Raw genomic sequence first — 23,368 nt, forward strand, 5'->3', positions numbered from 1 at the left:
GTTTTGGTTCGCACTTAAACTTACCACTTTTTCATGCCTTTTTCATATCGTTGCAACAAAGCCGTTAGTGATTGGTAATTCGTTTTACTAGTCACCAATCACCAATCACCAATCACCAATCACAAAAAATACTGCTGCAAAGAGTTATAAACAAACGTAATAATCAGATCACTAGTGGTCTAAACACTAAGTTTTCTGATAGAAATAAAAGAACTACTTCCAAATGGATAAAGGATTAAGGAAGAAGGATAAAGGTATAGGAGTTTCTGGATAATAATCCTTCTTCCTTAATCCTTAAACTGTTTGAAAGTAGCACTCAGTTATAAGTTTACTTAGTAATCAATCCACTAGTACTATGACATCACAAGAGGACCAAGTCATTAACACAGACGAAATAAAAAAACATACCATGAATATTCATAGTCAGCTAGAGTCTTCGTGGAACAAACTGATTGATCAATTGTCGGATTGGTTGGATGCTATCGTATTAGGGTTACCTAATTTCGTGTTTGCGATCCTTATTTTCATTATTTCCTTATGGCTTTCTCGTACTGTTGAGGTGTGGTCGGAACGTGCGCTCAAGCAGTTTATGCGCCAAACTTCCTTACGACAACTGATGGCTAAAGGACTGGCTATAGCTGTGATAGGACTTGGACTATTATTGGCTTTAGGAATTCTGAACCTAGACAAAGTACTGAAATCACTTTTGGCAGGTGCCGGAGTAGCAGGTTTGGCAGTAGGTTTGGCATTGCAGGGAACGCTATCCAATACCTTTTCGGGCATATTTCTTTCCATTAAAGATATCGTGAGTATAGGCGATTGGATAGAAACGAATGGCTACGTGGGAAAAGTAATCGAAATTGACCTTTTGAATACTAAGATCAACGAAACGGATAATAACGTAGTGGTGATACCCAATAAAATGGTATTGGAGAATCCCATGAAAAACTACGGATTAACTCCTAGGGTGAGAGTAACGGTGACGTGCGGTGTGGCCTATGATTCTGACCTGAAAAGGGTAAAGGAGTTAGTATTGAAGGTCGTGAAGGATATTTTTGATGTAGAGGTAGGAGAAAAAGTGGAATTTCATTATTTGGCTTTTGGAGGAAGCTCTATTGATTTTCACGTTCGTTTCTGGATTAATGCTACGGCGAATGGAGAGATTCTTCAGGCCAAAAGTGATGCGATTATGGCGATAAAAGCGGCCTTTGACAAGGAGGGTATAGAGATTCCATTCCCTATCCGTACCGTGTATATGAAGAATGAAGAATGAAGAATTTTTAATTATTAATGAGCAATGATTAATAATTAAAAATTCTCCATTAATAATTTATTTAGCTCATAATAAGGTAAGTAATCCAACTTCCTACATAGGCTAAAGCACCCATATAAGCCATTTGAATGACAGGCCATTTCCAGCTCTTGGTCTCTCTTTTTACGACTGCCAAGGTCGCCATACATTGCATAGCAAATACATAGAAGATCAATAGGGAAAACGAGGTGGCAGGGGTAAATACCTTATTGCCTTCTGCTGTTACTTCCTTATCCATACGTTCTCTTAAGGTATCCTCATCCTCTCCGGCACTACCAATACTATAAATGGTAGCCATCGTTCCTACAAATACTTCTCTTGCCGCAAAAGAAGAAATCAAGGCAATGCCTATTTTCCAGTCAAAACCTAATGGTTGAATGACAGGCTCAATGGCATGTCCGATCATGCCAGCATAGGATACTTCGATTTGCTTGGCAGCGATCAGGTCGGCAGTAGCCGTTTCGTCCAGTTGCTGTGCTTGTGCTTCGGCAACGGCTGTTTGCTCCGCTTGTTCCATGCTGTTTCCTGGTCCGTAAGAAGCCAGTGCCCATAGTACCATAGAGACTACGATAATTACTTGTCCGGCCTCGGTCACAAACGTCAAGACTTTCTCATAGACATTCGTAAAGATATTTTTCCAGTGAGGAGCCTTGTAGTCCGGCAACTCTAACATAAGTAAAGACTGCTCTTGCGTTTTGAAAACTAGCTTCATCAAAAAAGCAATGATCAATGCAGAAACAGCTCCCAAGACATACAAACCAATAAAGGTCAAGGCCTGCAGGTTAATAAATCCAGCCACCGTAACACTTGGAACGGCAAAGGCGATCAGGATTGCATATACCGGAATACGAGCCGAGCAACTAATCAACGGAGTAACCATAATAGTGATCAGGCGTTCTTTCCAGTTGGTGATGGTACGGGTGGCCATCACGGCAGGAATCGCACAGGCACCACCAGAAATAAGGGCAACGATACTTCGGCCATTCATCCCAAATTTTTGCATGATGCTATCAAATAGGTAAACGGCACGAGACATATACCCGACCTCTTCAAGTAAACTGATCAGGAAGAAGAGGATAGCGATCTGAGGAATAAACACCAGCACTCCACCGAGCCCTGCGATAATACCATCGGCAATCAGACTAGTATACCAGGCTTCTGCCGGGAGGATGCTGCGTACCAGTTCTCCCATCCCATTGAAAGCCTCTTCGATCAAAGTCATGGGTACTTCAGACCAAGTGAAGATCGCTTGAAATACAAATGCAAGAATCGCAAAGAAGATAAAAGGCCCAAGTATAGGGTGAGTCAGGATACGGTCAATTTTTTCGGTAGTACTGCCGGGTACTTCCTGAGGTTTGCTGACTGCTTTTTGTACTAGCGGAGTAAACTCATTGTAGCGAGCCATCGTTTCATCCACCTGTAACTTGATAGATTGAAATGTATGTTCCTTACTGATCGTTGCAATACGTTCTTTTTCAGCGGCGCTTAGGAAGGGCAGTTGCTCATAATGATGTGCCAACAATAACGCTTGATAAGCATTATGCACTTGAAGGTCTGTTTGAATAGCCTCCGTAATGGCTTTCACTTCCTGATTTGGGTGATAAAGGTGTTGATGGTTGGCAGGAGCAGAAGCTTGTGATAGCATTGTTGACAGGCCATCTTTTACAGCATCTAGTCCTTCTCCTGTACGTCCGTTCACTTGATATACAGGAATCTCTAAACTTTTTTCCAGTTCGTTTAAGTGATAAACTTCCCCCTTTTTATGTCCCAAATCATGCATAGTGACCAATAACATGACTTTTACCCCCAAGTCTCTGATTTGAGAAAGCAGTAGAAGGTGTCTTTCCAGGTTGCCCGCTTCCGCTACATATAATACGACTTCCGGGTAGTTAGGACTATTAGGATTGGTGAAGGTATTTAATACGACACGCTCATCCATAGAGGTAGGATAGAGACTATAGGTTCCTGGAAAGTCGATAACCTTTGCCTTGGTATCCTCACTGATAGAAAAAAATCCGATCTTCTTGTCGACGGTAACTCCAGCATAGTTCCCTACTTTTTGTCGTAGTCCTGTTAGCTGATTAAATATGGATGATTTGCCCACATTGGGATTGCCCAATAGACCAATCGTAACTTCTTGCTTGCTCATGTCTAGTATTCCTGCGAAGTGAAAAAGGGAAGTGCAGTGATCAAAAAAATGCACTTGCAGTCCTTTCCGGCTTATCTTAAAATAATCTTTTTGGCTTCCGAATGGCGAAGGGCTATATTCTGCCCTTGGATATTCAGGTATAGTGGTCCATTGAAAAGAGTTTTGTTCACCACCTTAACTTTACTGCCGGGTAGGATACCCATTTCCAGCATTTTTGGGGTAAGGTATTCACTGCTGAATGCTTTGATAACCCCTTCTTGACCAATTTTAAGGTCGGTGATATTTTTTATATCATTGTTGACCATAGTATACCTATATTGAAGATTTCGAGCATTTAAATGCTTCTATAATCGTTATTTAGACTTAATTTTAATAATAGCAAAGGTAATTATTACAATCGCTTTTTGCTATAATTGTTTACAGATATCACTAAGAATTTTACAATAAAATATTAAAAAGGTATAAGGTAAGAGGTATAAGGTAAAAGGTAGGGGCGTCCCGAATGCTTTCCCGTGTGATCGTCCTTCCTAACTCCTAACCCCTAACCCCTAACCCCTATATTTATGAGGCTTTGTATTGCAGAGAAACCGAGTGTGGCCAAGGAGATTGCCCGTATCTTAGGAGCTAATCAGCGTAAGGATGGTTATTTTGAAGGCAATGGCTATTGGGTTTCCTGGACGTTTGGACATTTGTGTACGTTGAAGGAGCCGGACGATTATGATCCTTCTTTAAAGCGTTGGGACTTGCTGACATTACCCATTATTCCTGTGCGTTTTGCGATTAAGGTCATGGATGATTCTGGAGTGAAGAAACAGTTCAATACCTTGAAAACCTTAATTAATAAAGCTACAGAAGTCATTAATTGTGGTGATGCCGGACAGGAGGGTGAACTGATTCAACGATGGGTACTACATGAGGCAGGGTGTAACAAACCGGTCAAAAGATTGTGGATTTCTTCCCTTACAGAAGAAGCTATACGTGATGGCTTTCAAAACCTGAAAGACGGTAGTGAGTTTGATTTATTGTATGCCGCAGGAAGTTCTCGTGCGATTGGTGATTGGTTGCTAGGGATTAATGCGACACGTCTTTATACCTTGAAATATGGAGGGTATAAGCAAGTGTTGTCTATTGGTAGAGTACAAACACCTACCTTGGCATTGATGGTGGATAGACACAAGACGATAGAGAATTTTACGCCAGAAACATATTGGGAGCTTAAGACCAAGTACAGGGATGTCGTATTTACGGCAAGAGGAGAGCAATTGGATGAATACGGAGGAGAAGAAGGAAAGCTGAAGGACAAAGAAAAAGCAGATGCCTTAGTGGCTTCTTTACAGGGTAAACCTTTTGAGATTGTATCTTTTACCAAGAAGAAAGGGAAAGAGACACCTCCTAAATTATTTGACCTTACCTCTTTGCAGGTAAGCTGTAACAAGCGTTTTGGGTTCTCAGCAGACCAGACCCTCAAGTTGGCGCAAAGTTTATATGAGAAGAAGGTACTGACATACCCTAGGGTAGATACCACACACCTTCCAAATGATATTTACCCGGAGATCCCTAAGATACTGGGTGCTTTGACCAAATTTCAGGAAGAGGTGGCTCCTTTGAGAGGACAAAAAATAAGGAAATCCAAGAAGGTATTTGATGACAAGAAGGTGACAGATCACCATGCGATCATTCCTACCAAAGTACCGGCAAGGGGACTGAATCATAATGAGCAAGCAGTGTATGATCTGGTGGCCCGTTATTTTATTGCAGCATTCTATCCCGACTGTATTGTTTCCAAAACGGAAGTAGAAGGTAAGGTAGAGGAAATCTTGTTTAAGGTAAGTGGTAAGCAAATCTTGGAAGATGGCTGGAGAGTGCTCTTCAAAAAGGAAGCTGAAGCAGCCCAAAAGAAGAAAAAAGAGGAGGACGAGGAACAAGTATTGCCTGACTTTAAAAAAGGAGAGCAAGGGCCACATGATCCTTTCTTGAAAGAGAAGGTGACCACTCCTCCCAAGCCTTATACGGAGGCAACATTGCTAAGAGCAATGGAAACGGCAGGGAAACAAGTGGATGATGAAGAGCTGAGAGACCTGATGAAGGAGAATGGTATTGGAAGACCGTCCACTCGTGCAGCAATTATTGAGACCTTATTAAGAAGAAAGTATATAGAGAAGCAACGTAAGAATCTTCATCCAACCCCTATGGGCGTACAGTTGATTGATACGATCAAGAATGACCTACTAAAATCTGCTGAACTGACAGGAATCTGGGAGAAAAAGTTGCGGGAGATAGAAGATGGAGATTATAAGGTGCAGGATTTTATGGCAGAGATGAAGGAGATGGTGACGGAGGTGGTACAGTCCGTAAAGTATGACCGTACAGCCCGAACGATCGTTCCTGCTGCTGCTCCTGACAAACCAACAGCTTCTACGTCTAAAGGAACAAAAGAGAAAAAGCCGACAACATCTCAGCAGCTTTCTTGCCCTAAGTGCAAAACAGGGAAGATCGTAAAAGGAAGTACTGCTTTTGGGTGTACCGGCTGGAAAGATGGAAGTTGTGACTTTAAAGTGGATTTTACCTGGAATGGAAAAAAATTAACGGATAAGCAAGTTCAGACCATTATTCAGAAAGGACGTTCTCCTTTGATTAAAGGAATCGAAGTGAATGGCAAAAAGACAGAAGGATATCTTGCATTGACAAAGGCCTTCCAATTGGAGTTCCAGGAAGTAGAGAAAGCTCCTTTACGTTGTCCTGTTTGTCAACAGCACGAAGTGGTCAAAGGAAGAGCAGCTTACGGATGTATGGGGATTAAGTACAAGACCTGTTCTTTTAAAGTGCCTTTTGAGGTTATGGGTAAAAAACTATCTGAAAGTGCGGTAGAGGCTTTAATACGAAAGGGAAAAACGCCTTTGTTGAAAGGGTTAGTAGATCAGCAAGGGCAGAAGGTAGAGGGGTATCTTACCTTGGGAGCTAATGGACAAGTATCTTTTGAGGTAAAAGGTAAAAGGTAAAAGGTAAGGGCGACCCCAATGCTGTCAATTTAAGAAAAGGTAGACACTAGTCTTAGCCTCTAGGCTAAGACTTAAACATAGTGGGAGCGTCCTCGCTCCCGTTTTTAAGGCCTTGAGCGAGGACGCTCAAGTTATGATTTTAGTCGTAGCGAGGACGCTACGACCAGTTCTTAGCTTAAATTGACAGCATTGAGGGCGACCCTAGTGGTCGCCCGTCACTCTCAAGTATATATATAGTACAAAGGCGATGCCCCTCTTGTGACCGTTCGTTATTTCTGGCTGAGAAGAAGTGTTTTTGAATGATCTTCCGATAAAAAAGAACACTTATACATGACTGGGGTTAAAAATAACCCAATCTATTAAGGAATAGGGTGATTTTTTTGAGTTAGTGGGTTTAAGGGATACGTGATTAAAAAATAGTCCTACCTGTATTTGGGTATATAGGGTTCTGAATAGGCTTATTTTTACAAAAAATGTTGTTTTTTAGATATGATATCATCAACTTTGACCTCTGTGGAGTTGATATAGAGGCTCTGTGTGGTGCGGGGCTTCACACTTTAAATTGAAATTGGTTAGATAGATTTTTATTAATCAACCCCTTATATCCCTGTATTATGACAAACTTAAGATTAAGCGCAGTAGAAAAAGCGCTAGCAAGATTTACAAAATCTGTAGAAGTACCTTCTAAGAAGATCTCTGATTACTTTGGTGAGAATAGCTTTGGTCTAGATAAACTAAAGGCAGCAGTTACTGTAGACGTTTACAAAAAAGTAATCGATTCTATCGAAACTGGAGCAAAATTGGACGACGTTACTGCTGAGGCAGTGGCTGCAGCATTGAAAGACTGGGCAGTAGCTAAAGGTGTAACACACTATACACACTGGTTCCAGCCATTGACAGGTTCTTCTGCTGAGAAGCACGATTCTTTCTTTGATTCATTGAAAGGTGTGGAGCGCTTCAAAGGTTCTACTTTGGTTCAGCAAGAGCCAGATGCGTCATCTTTCCCTAACGGTGGTATCCGTCAGACAAACGCAGCGAGAGGATATACAGGATGGGACCCTTCATCTCCTTTCTTTATTGTAGAAGAAACACTTTGTATCCCTACGATCTTCGTATCTTATACAGGTGATACATTGGATTATAAAGCACCATTGTTGAAAGCACAAGAGGCGATCAACAAGGCGGCAACAAAAGTAGCTCAACTTTTTGATCCATCAGTACAGAACGTAAGTTCTTCTTTGGGTATTGAGCAAGAGTATTTCTTGGTTGACAAAGCATTCTTTGCGGCAAGACCAGACCTTTACCTTACAGGTAGAACATTGTTCGGTGCAGCTCCTGCAAAAGGACAGCAGTTGGATGACCACTACTTTGGTTCAATCGCTCCTCGTGTATATTCATTCATGAGAGACTTCGAAGTAGAAGCATTGAAATTGGGTATTCCTGTACAAACACGTCACAACGAGGTAGCTCCAGGTCAGTTTGAGGTAGCACCATTGTTCGAGGAAATCAACAAAGCGGTAGACCACAACTTGTTGATGATGGACGTAATGCAAAAGGTAGCTGACAAGCACGATTTGAAAGTGTTGTTGCACGAGAAGCCATTTGCTGGTTTGAACGGTTCTGGTAAGCATAACAACTGGTCTTTGATCACGGATAATGGCCGTAACCTGTTTGATCCAGAAGGAAGTCTTTACTTCTTGACATTCTTGGTGAACACGATCAAGGCAATGCATGTTTATGCTGACATGGTAAGAGGTTCAATCGCTTCTGTATCTAACGATCACCGTCTAGGTGCTAACGAGGCTCCTCCAGCAATCATGTCTGTATTCTTGGGACAAACATTGACAGACTTCTTGGATAAAGTAGAGGAAACTGGCGAGTTGGTTTACTCAACAGAAGATGCTTACATGGAGTTGGGTATCGAGCGTATCCCAGGTTTGAAACTAGACAACACAGACCGTAACAGAACATCTCCATTTGCCTTCACTGGTAACAAATTTGAGTTGAGAGCGGTAGGTTCTACACAGAACTCTGCAACGCCAATGGCAGTGTTGAACACTGTAGTTGCTGAGCAATTGACACAGTTTGCTGAGTCTGTAAGTGCGAAGATCGAAGCTGGTACAGATAAAGAAGAGGCAATCAGAGAAGTATTGGTTGCTTACATCAAAGAATCTAAGGCGATCCGTTTCGAAGGTGACGGTTACTCTCAAGAGTGGGTTGAAGAAGCTGAAGGAAGAGGTCTTTCAAATGAGAAAGATACTGCTAGAGCATTGAAGTTCTTGGTATCAGATCAAGCGAAAGAAGTTTTTGCTAAGCACGGTGTATTCAACACAAGAGAGATCGAAGCTAGATATAACGTATGGATGGAAATCTATGCTACTAAGCTTTCTATTGAGGCAACAACAATGGTGGATATCGCATTGACAAGAGTGCTTCCAGCGGCATCTACTTATGTAGGTAAGTTGGTAGAAACTGCAGCATCTGCAAAGTCTCTTGGAATTGATGCAGAAGGTATGGTAACTACTATCAAAGAAGTTTCAGGCTTGATCGACAAAGTGAAAGTAACTTCTTCGGCAATGATTGCTGATCTTGAACGTATCGAGGAGCTAGAGGAAGAAGCACATGCAATTGCAATGTGTGACGAAATCAAGCACAAGCACTTTGATACATTGAGAGCTGCTGTAGATAGCTTGGAGAAATTGGTAGACGATGCGCTATGGCCTCTACCAAAATATAGCGAAATGCTATTCTTGAAATAAGAGCATTAACAACTGCTTGGCAGTTTGATCTATAAGCTTTAAAGCCTTCCTGTAAAAGGGAAGGCTTTTTTTGTTCATGATGTTTAATTGGGCTTCGCCCGTTCATAATGTTTAGTTGAGCCGTAGAATTGAGCTTCGCTCAATTCTACGGCTCTATATAATAAACTCAACTAAACAACATGAACGGGCGAAGCCCAATTAAACATCATGAACATAGATGATTTATGTTTGCTATCGCCAGATCTGTAAACGATTTCTCTCTTACGCTGTGTTGGTATGGTATATAAGACAGAAGATGTAGGATAAAACACAGTATATAGTATGAAAGGTATTGTATGGGTAATTCTGGGGCTTTTTGTTATAACAAGCTGTGGTAATGAATATGATGATGAATCAGAGGTTGTAGAACCACTTACTTTCCAGAGCGATAGTTTACAATCAGATCAGGAAATTCTGGAACAGAGAGAAAACTTTGTAGAAACCTTTAATGAAAGTGATGAGGGGCAATTGGTTACTTTGTCTTTCACGAATGTTGAACAGACGCGATTGAAAGGGGATGTATTGGTAGAAGAAGAGTTGGGAGAGGAAGAAAGCTTTGTTGTCTTTGACTCATTGGTCGATCTGTACTTTGAAGACAGTCAAATGCTTTCTCTGGGGTTTGAAAGCTTAGAAATGGCTTCTGATCGATATAGTAAGATGTACTTTTTTGAGTAGTAAAGGATAAGCGGCCCTTGTGGTCGTTCCAAAGAAAGGATAAAAGAGAAAGGATGAAGGGTATTAACCTTATAAAAGGTATTTTCCTTCATCCTTCATCCTTCATCCTTCATCCTTCATCCTTCATTACTATCGAAAGGATGTCCGTCCTTTCGCTGATAGAAATTAGATAAGCTTAATTCCCACTACAGTGATATCATCTCGTTGGGAGACGTTACCCTGATGCTTATCAAGAACTTCTTCTAGCTTATCTTTTTGATCCATCATATTCAGAGGTGCAATTTTTTCTAGTGTCTTGATCATCTTCAGTTTCCCGAATTTCTTACCCTCTGCATTATTCTGGTCTGCATAACCATCTGTCACTAGGTAGAGCGTACTTCCTCTTTCTAGTTCCAAGGTATGTTCCTCAAAGTCTCTATCTTTTTTGTGGGCCCACATACCACCAATGGCCTTGTTGGTACCCTTGATTTCGATGATTTTCTCTTCTTTGTTAGGAATATACCATAGTGGTCTTTTCGCACCACTGAAGTATACCTTTGTTTTATTATCTTTTGTCTTTTCAATCACACATAAGGTGATGTCCATTCCGTCATCATTGATTTTAGTTTCCTGATGCAAGGCACGGATAATTCCTTCATTAAGTTTTTCCAAGATCTGAGCAGGAGCATAAATATGCTTCTGGTTAATGATCTCGTTCAACAAGGTATTTCCTACCATGGACATAAATCCTCCTGGTACCCCATGTCCAGTACAGTCAATTACCGCCATAAAGGTCAAACTGTCTGTAAATGGATTGGCCAGGTTCTTTCGGTTTAGTTCATCCCTGTCAATTTTAGAATACCAGTAATAATCTCCAGATACGATATCCTTAGGCTTAAAGAGAATAAAGGTATCCAAGTGTAAGTCACGCTTGATTTTTCCAGCGGCAGGTAGGATAGAACGCTGTATGGTCTGTGCATAACGCATACTATCCGTAATGTGCTTATTCTTCAAGTTGATGACCCCATAAGCATCGGCGTTAGTCAAGGCAATAGAGATATAGGATGCCATGGAACGTAAAATGTTGATGCTTTGTCGGGTGTAGGCACTTTTTTCAAAACTCTGAACGGTAAGTACCCCCAATGTTTTTTGCTCTGCCGTTAATGGAATATAGACGAGAGATTTAGGTCTTTCTTCATAAGGGAAAGAAATTTCTTCTTGTATATATAATCCAATTTCCTTGTCGAAGTCATTAATGATAATCTCTTCCTGACTCTTCAAACAAAGTACGGCTAAGCTATTCGTCTGTGAAAGCTTGAATCGGAAGCGAGGCTTATTTTCACCATTTTCTAAGAGACTCTTGAACTCTAGCAAGTTGCTCTGATTGTCAAAAGTACCAATACCAAAGATCGCGGCATCCATTTGCGCATTGGCAAAGCCAAAGGCTGTCCAGTTGATAGAGTTAAAATCCATCGTTGCCGTAATTTTTTGACCAAACTCAGAAAGTTGCTGGAAGTCATCATTGACATTTTCTACTTCTTTCTTGGCCAGGGCAATCTGGTCTCTTTGTTGCTCAATTTCTTGTTTTTGCGTAAGGATTTCCTTGTTCTGTTTAGTCAGACGGCGGTTTTTGTTACGGTTGATAATCAAGAAAATAACCATACCAATCAAACCAAAGAAGATGGAAGCCAAGGCAATATAAGCGAAGTTCTTGGTGCGACGTTCTTCCTCAATTTTATCTTCCAAAAGCTTATTGGCCTTCTTTTGAAGCAATATCTGGTTATCCAGGTTCTTACGTTGGCTACGTTCCTGATTGATAAGGAGGTCATTTTCTTGCTTCTCCTTACGAATTTTATCCAGTTTTTCCTGTTCTAGCTTGTTAGCTAGTTCTTGTTTGGCTAGCAAAAGCTCATTTTCTGCCTCTTTTTTCTCTGCCTGCTCTTTTACAAGCTCATATTCTTTACTTTTTTGCTCTTGCTTCATTTTCATGATACGCAAACGAGCTTGCTGCTCTTGATCTCTCAAGCGCTGTTCTTCTTCCTTTCGTGCTTCCAGCTTTTTCTCCAGCTGTTCTTGTTTCTGTCTTGCAGCGTTAAAGTTTCGTTTTTCTTCTTCAAGCTTCTGTCTTTCCTCTCTTAGGATCTGATCCTTTAAGGCGGTCAGTGCATTGGAAAGCTGAAGTGCTCGTTTGTAGCTGCCCGTTTGCTCAGCCAAATCAATACGGCTGTTATAACAAAGTACCAATACATCACGGTCTTGGGCCTTTTTAGCAAACTGAATAGCCTTTTCATAACTTTTGTCTGCCGTACTGAATCGTCGATCACTTTGGTAGGCAACACCCAATCCTCTGTACATCTGTGCAATTTGTGTGTAGCTTCCCAAGCGCTCAGCAACGTCTACGGCATCTTCATATACACGGATGGCTTTAGGGATATTTCGGTAACCATTCAGGTAAATAGTTCCAATGTTTTTAAGAAGGGGAATGTTCTCCTTCTCATTTTTATTTAGTTCATTGTTCAGTTCAACGGCATTTTTAAAGTACTTCAATGCCATTTCAAAATTACCTAGTTTCTCGTATAAATAGCCCACATCATTCATGAAGCTGGCCATGGCAACTTTGTCTTCTTGCTCGCTTTTAATACGAAGAATCTCTAAGTTATACTCCAAAGCTTTTCCGTAGCTTCTTAGATTACTATTGTAAATATTGGCCATATGTGCCAGGGTAGTGGTATATTGTCCCATCTCCCCTTTCTTCTTTACATAGTTCTTGTACTTCTCGAAATACTCTAATGATTTGAGGAACTTCCCTTCTCGTTGGTTGGCAGAACCTAGAAGCTGATGCATCTGATTTATTTTCTGCTCATCATTCAATGCTTCGGCTGCCTGTAGTGCCTTTTCTAGGTACTGTATAGTACCTGGTCCTGCATTCCAGTCTTGGTAAAGGGTATATAGTTCACTATAGGCATAGAACATACCTAGATGATCTTGCTCTTCTTCAAAGTTGGTGGCTGCTTGAAAACCATAGTCCAACCCCTTTTGAAACTCCCTTTTCAGTCGGTATACAAAACAATGTTGGATCAAGGCATATCCAGCGCCTTGCTTATAGTAGATTTGATTAGCTAATTTAAGCGCTTCGCCAGCATATTTTAGGGTTTGGTTGATATCATTAGCATCTTTGGCCATATTGGCTAGTCGGTTCAAAATATCAACACGTTCTCTATTATCTAGAACTCCTCTTAGTTCTTTCTTTAAAGCCTCTACCTCTGTTTGGTGGTTTTGGCCAAAAGAACAATGAGAGCCCCACATCATAAAAAATAGCGCGAGTGTGTAAAGTATGTTCTTCTGCATCTTTCTATTACAATATAGAGTTCGCCTCATCTTCCTAGTTAGTCGCTGAGTGCATGTTCGTTTTTGTTAGTTGAAGCAAGCCTTAAAAAACATAGCTTAATTGTGATACATTGCTTACTTCAGGCAAGATTCTCCAAAAAAGGTACTCTTGGTCGTTGAGACCGATAGTAAAAGCATTGGTTTTTCTAATATCCTGATAAGATAACGATAAATCTTGAATGAGTGATACTTTGTAAAGCATAAATTATTGACCTTAAGAGAAAAATAGAGATTATTCTATGATCTCAGCTTTTATATAGATACTCTCTAGTGGCCAATTATCCTCTTCAGAAACCTCTACGGTGGTGATTTTTTCTACAACATCCATTCCTTCAATGACTTCTCCAAATACCGTAAAGTCTCCATCTAAGCCCGGTTCTCCTCCAAGGGTTTTGTAGGCTTGAATCATCTCTGGACTATACTGAATGCCGGGAGATTCAGCTTCTAATGCTTCCATGTAAGCTCTATCCCTTTTGGCGCCAACGGTAATATAAAAATCAAAACTAGAGGACCTTTTTTCCGGGTTATTCTTAATACTTCTGGCCAGGGACACCGCTCCTCGTTTGTGGAAATGCTTCTTGGCATTTATTTCTGCAGGAATGGTATACTTCCCTATACGCTTCTTGCGATTGGCAAATTGAAAATCATCAGAATCTCCTCCTTGTACGACGAACCCTTTCATTACACGGTAAAATTGAGAATCATTGAAATAGCCCTTTTTGACTAGCATAATAAAGTTGGCTCGATGTAGAGGGGTGTCTTCGTAGAGCTTTATAATAATATCTCCAAAGGAAGTAATGATCTTGACTTTAGTTTCAGGGTTTTCCTCTCCGTACCAGGTCAACTCACTCACTACATTGCCATTATGAAGTCGTTGCAGTTTGCGGTTGTTTTTTTTCTTCTTTTTGGTGACAGTTTTTTGCTGAGTGACATTGCTACTGTCAGTTTCCTGTGGCTTTTCACAGCTAAATAGTAAGATAAAAACAAGTAGAAAGATGTTGTAGTAAGTTGTTCGCATAGCCCTTAAAAAAAAATCTTGATAATAAATTATAAAGTAAAAGGGAAAAGGTATAAAGTAAAAGGTATGAAGTAATTAATTTTTTCCTTTCTCCTTTTAAAAAATAGAAGTGATTTAGAAGTTTTTATCACATTCATTGTTATGGTAGGATTGTTAACACCTCGTTCATTAACACTCATTTTTATTAAAATTCATTTAAAACCTTGTAGAATTCGGAGTCATATCTGTCTGATACTTTTGCCCTTGTAAATTATTAATAGAGACTTATGACAAGGGTATTTATTTTATTGCTATCAACACTTCTTTTTGCTTTTCAAGGGTACGCGCAAAAAGGGACTGTTAAAGGGGTTGTGAAAGACGCCTCTACAGGAGAAGAAATTATTGGAGCCAGCGTATTGCTGGAAGGAACAACTACTGGTTCGGTAACGGATGTTTTTGGACAGTTTGCATTCAAGGCCCCGGTAGGTACATATAATGTATTGTGTAGTTATGTTGGTTATAAGAAATTCCAACAGGGAATTACTGTAGTAGAAGGAGAGACGATTACACTAGAGGTTACATTAGGGTATGATAATGAAGTAATGGAGGCTGTCGAGATAGTAGGGCAGAAGGATAGAGGTTCGTCAGCGGTAGTGGTAGAGGCAGTGAAGATGGCTGATGTTGTTGTGAATGCGATTGGAGCACAGCAAATCTCTAAAATGTCGGCCTCAAGTGCAGCAGATGTGGTAAAACGTATTCCGGGTATCACCCTGGTAGACGGTCGATTTGTCAATGTAAGAGGGTTGAGCCAGCGTTATAACACGGTGTTGGTGAACGGAGCAGTTGCGCCAAGTACAGAGCCAAATGCGAAGGTATTCTCTTTTGATATCATGTCTAGTAGTGTGATTGATCGCATGATGGTTTATAAATCAGGTGCTGCTAATCAGCCTGGTGAATTTGCAGGGGCAATCATTGATGTAGATACTAAAAACCCTTCAGGCGACAGTTATAATAAACTAAAATTCAATCTAGGGTATAGAGCGAATGCTACTTTTGAGAATGTTGTAAGAAACGATGTTGGATCTCCAGTTCTTGATTTTGTGGGAATGGGGCAGTTCGATAGAGCATGGGCAGTGAAAGATAAATTTGCTGTTAGACAAGATGTTGCCGGAGAGCAGGCACAGCAAATGGATAATGATGTTTGGGGTTCTAGAACAGGTATGGCCTTGCCAGATATGGGAATCGGTTATGACTTCGGTAAGGCCATGGTATGGGGAAATGCGGACGTTTATACTGAGAACAGTATTTCCTTCTCCAATTCTAATGCGACAACAACAGGAGATCGTAGTTCTTTTATTGGTTATAGCATTGCGAATGAAAACGGGGAAGTAAGTAGTTCTCTAAAGGATGAGTCTTCTAACGTTTCTTATGCGAACAATGTGAAATGGAAACTACTTTCTAACTGGACCTTCCAGTTGAATCCAGACAATGTATTGAAATTTAAGAATTTCTATAATAGACAGTCTACAAACTCCCTATCCATCAGAAATAAATACTCTCCGTTTAAGGACGATGCCATTACAGAAGCATGGTCGATGAACTACCTTGTTCGTGACTTGTATATTGGTCAGCTCATTGGAGAGCATGAGTTAAACGATGGAAGGTCAAAGCTGAACTGGTTAGTAGGAACGTCTTTAACCAGTAGAGTAGAGCCAGATTGGAAAAGAGGGGTGAAAGACCAGGCTAATGACGAAGTGTACTATGTATCCATTTCTAAGAATGAAAACCCACTGCAAGGTCGTTTTACCTCTAATTTGAAAGAGTTTTCTGTATCTCACAAATTGGATTTTACGCACGAAATCAAAGAGGATGTACTGAAGATTCAAACAGGGTACTATACTGATTTTGTGTACAGAACTTTTGCTTTGAGATGGTTCTCCAATGTGTTGAGTATTCGTGGAAATGCAAGTGATTTTATTGGGTATACGACTTTTGAGGAGGCTTATACTCAGGGGAATATGGGCTTGAACGAGGGATTAATCGTAAAAGAAGGGACGAAACCAAGTGATAGTTATACGGCCAATAATTTATTGACTTCGGGTTATTTCGGTTTCAATAGCCATACTGGAAACCTAAAGGCAAGTGCAGGAGTAAGAGCAGAGTTCTTTATGCAGCAGTTGAATTCCTTTAATGATGTAGGGGCGCCAATTACAGTAGATAACAAGCCGTTGAACATTCTTCCATATGCGAATATGTCCTATGACTTTTCAGAGAAGTTCATGGCAAGGGTGGCTTATGGTATGACTGTAAACCGAGCAGCTTTCAGGGAGCTGGCACCATTCTCTTTTTATGATTTCGAATGGGACTATACGCTAACAGGTAACCCTAAACTAGAAACAGCGACGATCCATAACGTAGATGCACGTTTGGAACTATATCCAAAAGCAGGTGAGCTGTTGTCTCTAGGGGTATTCTACAAGAACTTCAATAATCCAATTGAGAAATATGCTTTGCGTTCGGACAGTGATGCTTCTGCATTTACGTATAGAAATGCTGAGGGTGCAGACGCTTACGGTGTTGAGCTGGAAATTAAAAAGTCACTGGGCTTCCTGTCTGCTTCGAGTACGGTAATGGACAACCTCTCGATCTATGCGAACCTTGCTTTGGTAAGAAGCCAGATTCAGTTAGGAGAAAAAGCCATTGAGATCAATAGTGAAAGAGCACTACAAGGACAGTCTCCATATGTGACAAACGTAGGATTGTACTACGATGATCAGGTCAGTGGCTGGAGTGCCAATGTGTTATACAATGCTTTTGGTCCTAGATTATTCTCCGTGGGGGATGGACTAGACTCGTATAGATGGTATGAAATGCCTCGTCATATGGTGGATATGAATATCGCAAAGAGCTTTGATAGTGGCCTGTCTATTTCTCTTTCTGTTTCTAATTTACTGAATTACGCTTATGAAATTATTGAGGATGGTAATTCTGATGGTAAATTTGATAGTGAGATTTCTGATAAGTCTGTGTTGAAGCAGTTTAATGGCCAAAAGGCACAACTTAGCGTTAATTATAAGTTCTAGAACTTAAAGATTCTGTAATAATAGAATTGAAATCAGTTAATAGTTGAATGCTACTTTTATTTATATAAAAATTCCGAAATTTTTTTGGGTAATTATTAATCGTTTTTGAAATCATGAAAAAGACTTTTATCAAAGTTTCATCAATTGCAATGCTTGCATTGTCTAGTATCGGTTTTGTAGGATGTGGAGAAGATGCTGTAGATCCTCCAGTGGCACCAGTAGTGGATGCACTGGAAGGAAATATCGCTGAAAATATGACGCTAACAGCTGATAAGAGCTACTTGTTAAAAGGTAAAGTATTTGTTCAGGCTGGAGCTACTTTGACTATTGAGCCAGGAACTATCATCTATGGTGATAAAGCAACGGCAGCAGCACTTATCGTAAACAGAGGTGCTAAAATCGACGCAGTAGGTACTGCAGAAAAGCCAATCGTATTCACTTCAAACCAACCGGCTGGATTGAGAGATACTGGTGACTGGGCAGGTGTTGTTTTGTTGGGTAATGGTATTTCTAATAAAGGAGAAAACGTAACAATCGAGGGTATCTCAGCTGCTGAAGGTGAGAACGGTCTTTTCGGTGGATCTAATAACGCTGATAACTCTGGTAAACTTTCATTCGTTCGTATCGAGTATGCAGGTATCGCTCTTGCTCCAAACAACGAGTTGAACTCTTTGACAATGGGTGGTGTAGGTTCAGGAACTCAGATCGACCACATCATCGTTTCTTACGCTGGTGATGACTCTTACGAGTGGTTCGGTGGAGCTGTAAACGCTTCTTACTTGATTGCAAACAGAGGTATTGATGATGACTTCGATACTGACCAAGGATACAACGGTAACTTGACTTACGGTTTTGCTCAGAAAGATCCTGCGTTGTCAGATATGGCTGACGGTGGTGGATCAAGAGGTATGGAGAATTCTTCTTCTTCTTCTGAAAACGCAATCGTTTCTATGCCTAAGTTCAAGAACTTTACAATGGTAGGTCCTAAAGTATTCGGTTCTATCGAAGGAACAAACCACGCTAATGCAGTTCGTAACGACAAATTCTCTCAAGCTTCTGTGGAGAACTCAGTATTCATTGGTTACGTGAAAGGTTTCGAGAATAAAATCGACGGTGGTGTAGATGGTAAAGGTACTTTCAGCAACAACGTATTGGTTGCTGTAGAAGGTGACGCTACGCTGAAAAACGTTGAGGAAGGAACAAACACTATCATCTCTGTAGCTGACCTTTCAACTCAATTGACTGGAACTCCAGCATTGGATATGATCGAGGAAGTTAAGGTTACAGGTCACGAGTCAAAAGGTGCATTCGTATCGGAGGCTACTGCTTGGAACTTGGAGTCTAATTGGATGGTGCTTGACGCTCAGGATGTAGACTATGAAAACGGTATGCTTAAGTAATTAAGTCTAAACTAGTGGATTGATTGCTAAATAAACTTATAGCTAAGTGCTACGGAAGAAAGATGAAGGAAGAAGGATTATTATCCAGAGAAGAAGCTCCTATACCTTTATCCTTCCTCCTTCCTCCTTTATCCATTTGGAAGTAGTATCTTTATTTCTATCAGAAAACTTAGCATTTGGTCTACTAGTCATAGAGGGCTCTGGAACAGTATCTGGTAGGGTACTGCTCTGGGGTTCTCCTTTTTGTTGAGGTGGCTTATGCCACTGGTTGAGACTGCTTACGCAGCTTGTTGAGATGAGCTTCGCTCGTTGAGATATTGACTTAACCAGTAGAGTTCTATGATCTATCTCAACAAGCGAGTAACACGAGCCTCAACCAGTGGCGTAAGCCACCTCAACTAGCGGCGTAAGTCGCCTCAACAAAGAATTATGAATTTGAAATGGACTATCGGGGGACTGCTAGCTATTCTCATGTTATTGGGAGCTTGTCAGTCAAAGAATAATAGGTTAGATAATACAACCTATATGGCTTATGATAAAGCATTGCAGGACACCATTGCTATGCAGCTTATTGCTTATACAGAAGGATATAAGTATCAAGAGCAGAAGAAAGACGATCATTCCATGGCTTATGCCCCTGAAGAGGCAGCACTTCGCTTTTTCAGAAAAAGAGCCGATTCATTACAAATACAACAATATCAAATCGCAGCGGATAGTCTTCATGCTTTTATGTTTACGATTAATGATCGTAAATCCATTTTGGGAAGATACAGAGCAATAGGAGGCTATTATAAACTAGGAGCTGATTCTTTACTAAAGGATGTAGCCATTAAGTTTTATACCCCTCGTTTGACTCCTGAGGAAGCTGTCGAAAAAGGAACATTACTTTTTGAGGAAATGACGACTACAGGAAACGTATACCGTTTTCTGGAGGAGAGACAAATTATGGAATTCCCGAACAAGGATGTGGTATATGACTCTATACAGCACACCTGGGTTTATCAGATAGATACTTTAAAAGCTTTGGTAAGAGCAGAGCGATAAAAGAATCAACGAATACCCTGACATATTAGGGCTGAATGAATAACTATCACACTGCTAGCTAGCTTTGTTGAATCGTTGAACCGTTGAATTTCTCCTTCGGAGAGTTGATTCGAGTTGAATTGTTTATTGAACTCAACCAACAAGTCAACTCGAATCAACGAGCAAAGCTCAATTCAACTCAATACAAAGTGTTGAAATTCAACGATTCAACAAAGCTAGTTAGCAGTATGATGGATAAATATTCAACTTTAATGAAGCTATTATATACATCAACCTTATTGAAGGGATTGATGACAAAGATGTAATCGAGAATGTTCATAGGACAATAACATTCTTAAGATTACCTGAGTCCTAAATTAATAAGTACCCTTAGTCCGGTATTCCTTTGGAGTATCGGACTTTCGTATTTGTGTTAACATTGAGTTCATTTAAAAAGCAAATAATATTCTGAATTAATGCTATTTATTGTATTTATATTTTACTTAATGTGAATTAAATGTATATAAAGCATTTCTTAAGAGTTGCGTTAATGTTACACTTATTAACATAGCGTTTAAGAATAAGGGAGTTATATTCATATATCGTTAAATGATTGTAAGTATTTAAGTCATATACCAAATATACTTTTGTGACATCAACAATTAGGACTTGGTAACTATTAATTAGGACTTACAAACATGACTAAATTATTTTTGACTGCTGTAGCCGTTGCAGGTTTGGCTACAAACGTCTACGCTCAGAAAGGCATCGTTAAGGGTACAGTAAAAGATGCTGAAACAGGAGAGGAAGTAATTGGAGCCAACGTACGTTTGGAAGGAACGACAACAGGGGCGAATACAGATATTTTTGGTAACTACCAGTTTCAAGCAGAAGAAGGAACATACAATTTGGTAGTATCTTTTATAGGTTACGCACCTTTTTCTCAGGAAATCACAGTACTGGAAGGTATGCCAGTAGTATTAAATGTGACCTTGAATACAGATTCTGAGGAATTGGATGTAGTAGAGATCGTGGCACAGGCAGATAGAGAGAGCTCAGAAGCACTTTTGGTAGATAGAAAGAATGCGGATGTAATGGTACAAAGCATTGGTGCTCAAGAAATGTCTGCAAAAGGAATCTCTAACGTAGAAGGTGCAGTAGCGAAAGTAACAGGCGTTTCTAAGGTAGGTTCCAAAGGGCTTTTCGTACGTGGATTAGGTGATCGTTACAACATGGCATTATTAAATGGTTTGCCAGTGCCAGCGACAGATCCAGACAAAAAGATGATTTCTTTGTCGATTTTCCCATCAGACTTGGTAAAGAACCTGAATGTAAACAAGACATTCAACCCAAATCTTTACGGAGACTTCGCAGGAGCGACGGTGAATATTGTGACTAAAGATTATGATGAAGTACCATTCCTTAAAATAGGAGTAGGTACAGGATATAACTCTCAGGCAACTTTTAAAGACTTTAGATACATTTCCAATGGAGGAGCAGAGCAGGCTGGTTTTTCATTCGGCTCAAGAGATCAAGCTTCCGTTATTGGAAATGAAGGATATACTTCTACATGGAGCCCATCGACAAAGGCTGCGCCATTGAATATGGATGTTGACCTTTCGGCAGGTACTTATAAAGAGTTTGGTGATGAGGGAGCATTTGGAGTGATTGCTTCTGTGGCACACAAAAATGGTTATGAGTACAGAGATGGAGTATATAGAAACTATAACGCACAAGGAAGGGCTTTTGTGAATTACGACACAGAGACTTTCGGGTATGCAACAACAACTTCAGGATTGTTGAACTTCTTCTTGAAGCTTAACAACGATCATACGTTGAACTTCAACAATATCTATGTAAATGAGTCGGAGAATACATTAGTAAGCTCTTTCGGTAACAACTCCGAGTATGAGAACCTGTATTCTTTCAGAAACACTTACAGACAGACAGGATTACAAGTACACCAACTACTAGGTAACCACAACTTCGCAAATGACCGCTTCAGATTGAACTGGGGAGCTTCTTATGCACTATCAAAATTCCAGGAGCCAGACAGAAGACAGTTGATCTTCGATATGGGACAAGGAAGAGAAATGAGTGAGATTGATTGGTCAAATGGACGTTTGTATACGGATGAGTCAGTTGCAGATAACCACCGTTTCTGGTCAGCAATGGATGATCAAAGTCTGGCATTCAAAATGGAAGGTGTGTTAGGACTGGGAGCATACGACGAAGAGAACGAAACATTTGCAAGCGACTTGATGCTAGGGTATCAGGGAAGCTTCAAAACAAGAGACTTTAGCTACGATCAGGTGAATATCAAACGTGAAGAAGGGGTATTGACAGGTGTAGATGTAATGAATCCGGATGCGGCGATCAACAGCATGTTGTCACAAGGAATGATCTCTTATCAACCATATGGGTTGGCAGATAATCAGTTCAACGCGCTGGTAAACGTACACGCTTTTTATGCAAACTACGGATTCCAGCCAATGACTAGTCTGAGAGTGAATGTAGGGTTGAGAACGGAGCTGGGTGAGCAAGAGGTGAACTATCGTAAGAGAGAGGATGCGATCACTGATCCATTCCGAGTAGAGAACTACAGCAAGCCGGAGTTTATGCCATCCCTAAACTTGAAATATACAATGAGTGAGTCTACTAACTTGCGTTTTGCAGCGAGTAGAACCATCACAAGACCAGGTATGAGAGAGCTGAGCCCGATTGAGTATCAGGAAGCTGCAGGTGGTGCCTCGATCATCGGTAACCCTGAGTTGGAAAACAGCTACAACAACAACGTAGACTTGAAATATGAGCGTTTCGGTCAGGCAGGTGACTTGTTTGCAGTAGCCGTATTCGGAAAGCAACTTCAAAACTCTATTGAGCGTATTGCGATTGCTTCTTCAGCACAGCTTTATACTTACCAAAATGTAGGAGATGGTATGGTCGCTGGTGTAGAAGTAGAGTTCAACAAACGTTTATCGAACTTGTTAGTGACAGATCTGGCAGTGATCAACAACATGAAAGTAGGAGCAAGTGCAACATATATGTACTCTCTGTTGGACCTTTCAGGTGCAAACACTGTCTTCACTAACGAGAAAAGACAAATGCAAGGAGCTTCTCCTTACCTATTGAACTTCGATCTAGGGTATGAAACAGCAATGTTGAACGGTTTGGTTGATGCTAACTTTGCCCTAACGTATAGCGTATTTGGAGACAGAATCTATGCGGCAGGTATTCAGGGAGCAGGTGATATCTACGAGCGTTCTTACGGAACATTGAACTTCATCTGGAAAAACAAGATCAACGAGAAATTGGGTGTGAACTTCTCTGTGAAGAACATCCTGAACCCAGAGATCACACGTGAGCAAGAGTTTACCAACGGTCAGGTAAAAGTAGTGGATGCTTACAAAACGGGGCTTAACGCAGGAATCTCTGTAAACTATAGCTTCTAGTAGCACACATAATAGAAGAAAATGTAATGCCGCGCCACCGGCGCGGCACAGCAAGTATAGATATAAAGTGACTCGGTACATCAAGTACCTCAATCATAACAAACAAAACATTGT

General features: G+C 40.6%; 13 protein-coding genes. 9 read left to right on the forward strand and 4 right to left on the reverse strand.

Annotated elements, in window-relative coordinates; genetic code table 11:
- Positions 1-355 precede the first annotated feature (355 nt).
- The gene (locus ABD985_RS17450; protein ID WP_345373982.1) at positions 356-1,273 is read left to right on the forward strand and encodes a mechanosensitive ion channel family protein; all 918 of its coding nucleotides are present in this window, start codon (positions 356-358) and stop codon (positions 1,271-1,273) included.
- A 61-nt stretch (positions 1,274-1,334) separates the two neighbouring features.
- Here the strand turns inward: ABD985_RS17450 and feoB are convergent, their stop codons facing one another.
- A complete protein-coding gene (gene feoB, locus ABD985_RS17455) occupies positions 1,335-3,461 on the reverse strand; it encodes a ferrous iron transport protein B (protein ID WP_345373984.1) in 2,127 nt (708 codons plus the stop codon).
- 71 nt (positions 3,462-3,532) lie between these two features.
- Positions 3,533-3,766, reverse strand: coding sequence for a FeoA family protein (locus ABD985_RS17460; protein ID WP_345373986.1), 234 nt, complete (start codon positions 3,764-3,766; stop codon positions 3,533-3,535).
- A gap of 258 nt (positions 3,767-4,024) precedes the next feature.
- Here ABD985_RS17460 and ABD985_RS17465 point away from each other — a divergent pair, with 258 nt between their 5' ends.
- From ABD985_RS17465 to ABD985_RS17475, 3 genes are all read left to right on the forward strand, one after another.
- Positions 4,025-6,460: a type IA DNA topoisomerase gene (locus tag ABD985_RS17465; protein ID WP_345373988.1), complete on the forward strand. Its 2,436-nt coding sequence runs from the start codon at positions 4,025-4,027 to the stop codon at positions 6,458-6,460.
- 614 nt (positions 6,461-7,074) lie between these two features.
- Complete coding sequence (locus ABD985_RS17470) at positions 7,075-9,219, forward strand: glutamine synthetase III family protein (RefSeq protein WP_345373990.1); 2,145 nt, start codon at positions 7,075-7,077, stop codon at positions 9,217-9,219.
- 321 nt (positions 9,220-9,540) lie between these two features.
- Positions 9,541-9,933, forward strand: a complete 393-nt coding sequence (locus ABD985_RS17475; RefSeq protein WP_345373992.1) for a hypothetical protein — start codon at positions 9,541-9,543, stop codon at positions 9,931-9,933.
- A gap of 165 nt (positions 9,934-10,098) precedes the next feature.
- Here ABD985_RS17475 and ABD985_RS17480 read toward each other — a convergent pair whose 3' ends face one another.
- Positions 10,099-13,260: a SpoIIE family protein phosphatase gene (locus ABD985_RS17480; RefSeq protein WP_345373994.1), complete on the reverse strand. Its 3,162-nt coding sequence runs from the start codon at positions 13,258-13,260 to the stop codon at positions 10,099-10,101.
- Between the two features lie 271 nt (positions 13,261-13,531).
- A complete protein-coding gene (locus tag ABD985_RS17485) occupies positions 13,532-14,317 on the reverse strand; it encodes a peptidylprolyl isomerase (RefSeq protein WP_345373996.1) in 786 nt (261 codons plus the stop codon).
- Between the two features lie 266 nt (positions 14,318-14,583).
- Here ABD985_RS17485 and ABD985_RS17490 point away from each other — a divergent pair, with 266 nt between their 5' ends.
- The 5 genes from ABD985_RS17490 to ABD985_RS17510 all read left to right on the forward strand — a co-directional run bounded on the left by ABD985_RS17490 (position 14,584) and on the right by ABD985_RS17510 (position 23,254).
- Positions 14,584-17,379, forward strand: coding sequence for a TonB-dependent receptor (locus ABD985_RS17490; RefSeq protein ID WP_345373998.1), 2,796 nt, complete (start codon positions 14,584-14,586; stop codon positions 17,377-17,379).
- Between the two features lie 113 nt (positions 17,380-17,492).
- Positions 17,493-18,779, forward strand: coding sequence for a T9SS C-terminal target domain-containing protein (locus ABD985_RS17495; protein WP_345374000.1), 1,287 nt, complete (start codon positions 17,493-17,495; stop codon positions 18,777-18,779).
- Between the two features lie 46 nt (positions 18,780-18,825).
- Complete coding sequence (locus ABD985_RS17500; RefSeq protein WP_345374001.1) at positions 18,826-19,029, forward strand: hypothetical protein; 204 nt, start codon at positions 18,826-18,828, stop codon at positions 19,027-19,029.
- A gap of 179 nt (positions 19,030-19,208) precedes the next feature.
- The gene (locus tag ABD985_RS17505) at positions 19,209-19,823 is read left to right on the forward strand and encodes a hypothetical protein (RefSeq protein WP_345374003.1); all 615 of its coding nucleotides are present in this window, start codon (positions 19,209-19,211) and stop codon (positions 19,821-19,823) included.
- Between the two features lie 677 nt (positions 19,824-20,500).
- Entirely contained in the window at positions 20,501-23,254 is a 2,754-nt protein-coding gene (locus ABD985_RS17510; protein WP_345374005.1) for a TonB-dependent receptor, read from the forward strand.
- Positions 23,255-23,368 lie beyond the last annotated feature (114 nt).

This window comes from Algivirga pacifica, from assembly GCF_039543525.1.
In the GTDB taxonomy this organism is placed as follows: domain Bacteria; phylum Bacteroidota; class Bacteroidia; order Cytophagales; family Flammeovirgaceae; genus Algivirga; species Algivirga pacifica.

What these genes read in the sequence shown, in the direction of transcription:
- ABD985_RS17450 (WP_345373982.1), top strand. Translation starts at nt 356, where the DNA reads ATGACATCACAAGAGGACCAAGTCATTAACACAGACGAAATAAAAAAA.
- feoB (WP_345373984.1), bottom strand. Translation starts at nt 3,461, where the DNA reads ATGAGCAAGCAAGAAGTTACGATTGGTCTATTGGGCAATCCCAATGTG.
- ABD985_RS17460 (WP_345373986.1), bottom strand. Translation starts at nt 3,766, where the DNA reads ATGGTCAACAATGATATAAAAAATATCACCGACCTTAAAATTGGTCAA.
- ABD985_RS17465 (WP_345373988.1), top strand. Translation starts at nt 4,025, where the DNA reads ATGAGGCTTTGTATTGCAGAGAAACCGAGTGTGGCCAAGGAGATTGCC.
- ABD985_RS17470 (WP_345373990.1), top strand. Translation starts at nt 7,075, where the DNA reads ATGACAAACTTAAGATTAAGCGCAGTAGAAAAAGCGCTAGCAAGATTT.
- ABD985_RS17475 (WP_345373992.1), top strand. Translation starts at nt 9,541, where the DNA reads ATGAAAGGTATTGTATGGGTAATTCTGGGGCTTTTTGTTATAACAAGC.
- ABD985_RS17480 (WP_345373994.1), bottom strand. Translation starts at nt 13,260, where the DNA reads ATGCAGAAGAACATACTTTACACACTCGCGCTATTTTTTATGATGTGG.
- ABD985_RS17485 (WP_345373996.1), bottom strand. Translation starts at nt 14,317, where the DNA reads ATGCGAACAACTTACTACAACATCTTTCTACTTGTTTTTATCTTACTA.
- ABD985_RS17490 (WP_345373998.1), top strand. Translation starts at nt 14,584, where the DNA reads ATGACAAGGGTATTTATTTTATTGCTATCAACACTTCTTTTTGCTTTT.
- ABD985_RS17495 (WP_345374000.1), top strand. Translation starts at nt 17,493, where the DNA reads ATGAAAAAGACTTTTATCAAAGTTTCATCAATTGCAATGCTTGCATTG.
- ABD985_RS17505 (WP_345374003.1), top strand. Translation starts at nt 19,209, where the DNA reads ATGAATTTGAAATGGACTATCGGGGGACTGCTAGCTATTCTCATGTTA.
- ABD985_RS17510 (WP_345374005.1), top strand. Translation starts at nt 20,501, where the DNA reads ATGACTAAATTATTTTTGACTGCTGTAGCCGTTGCAGGTTTGGCTACA.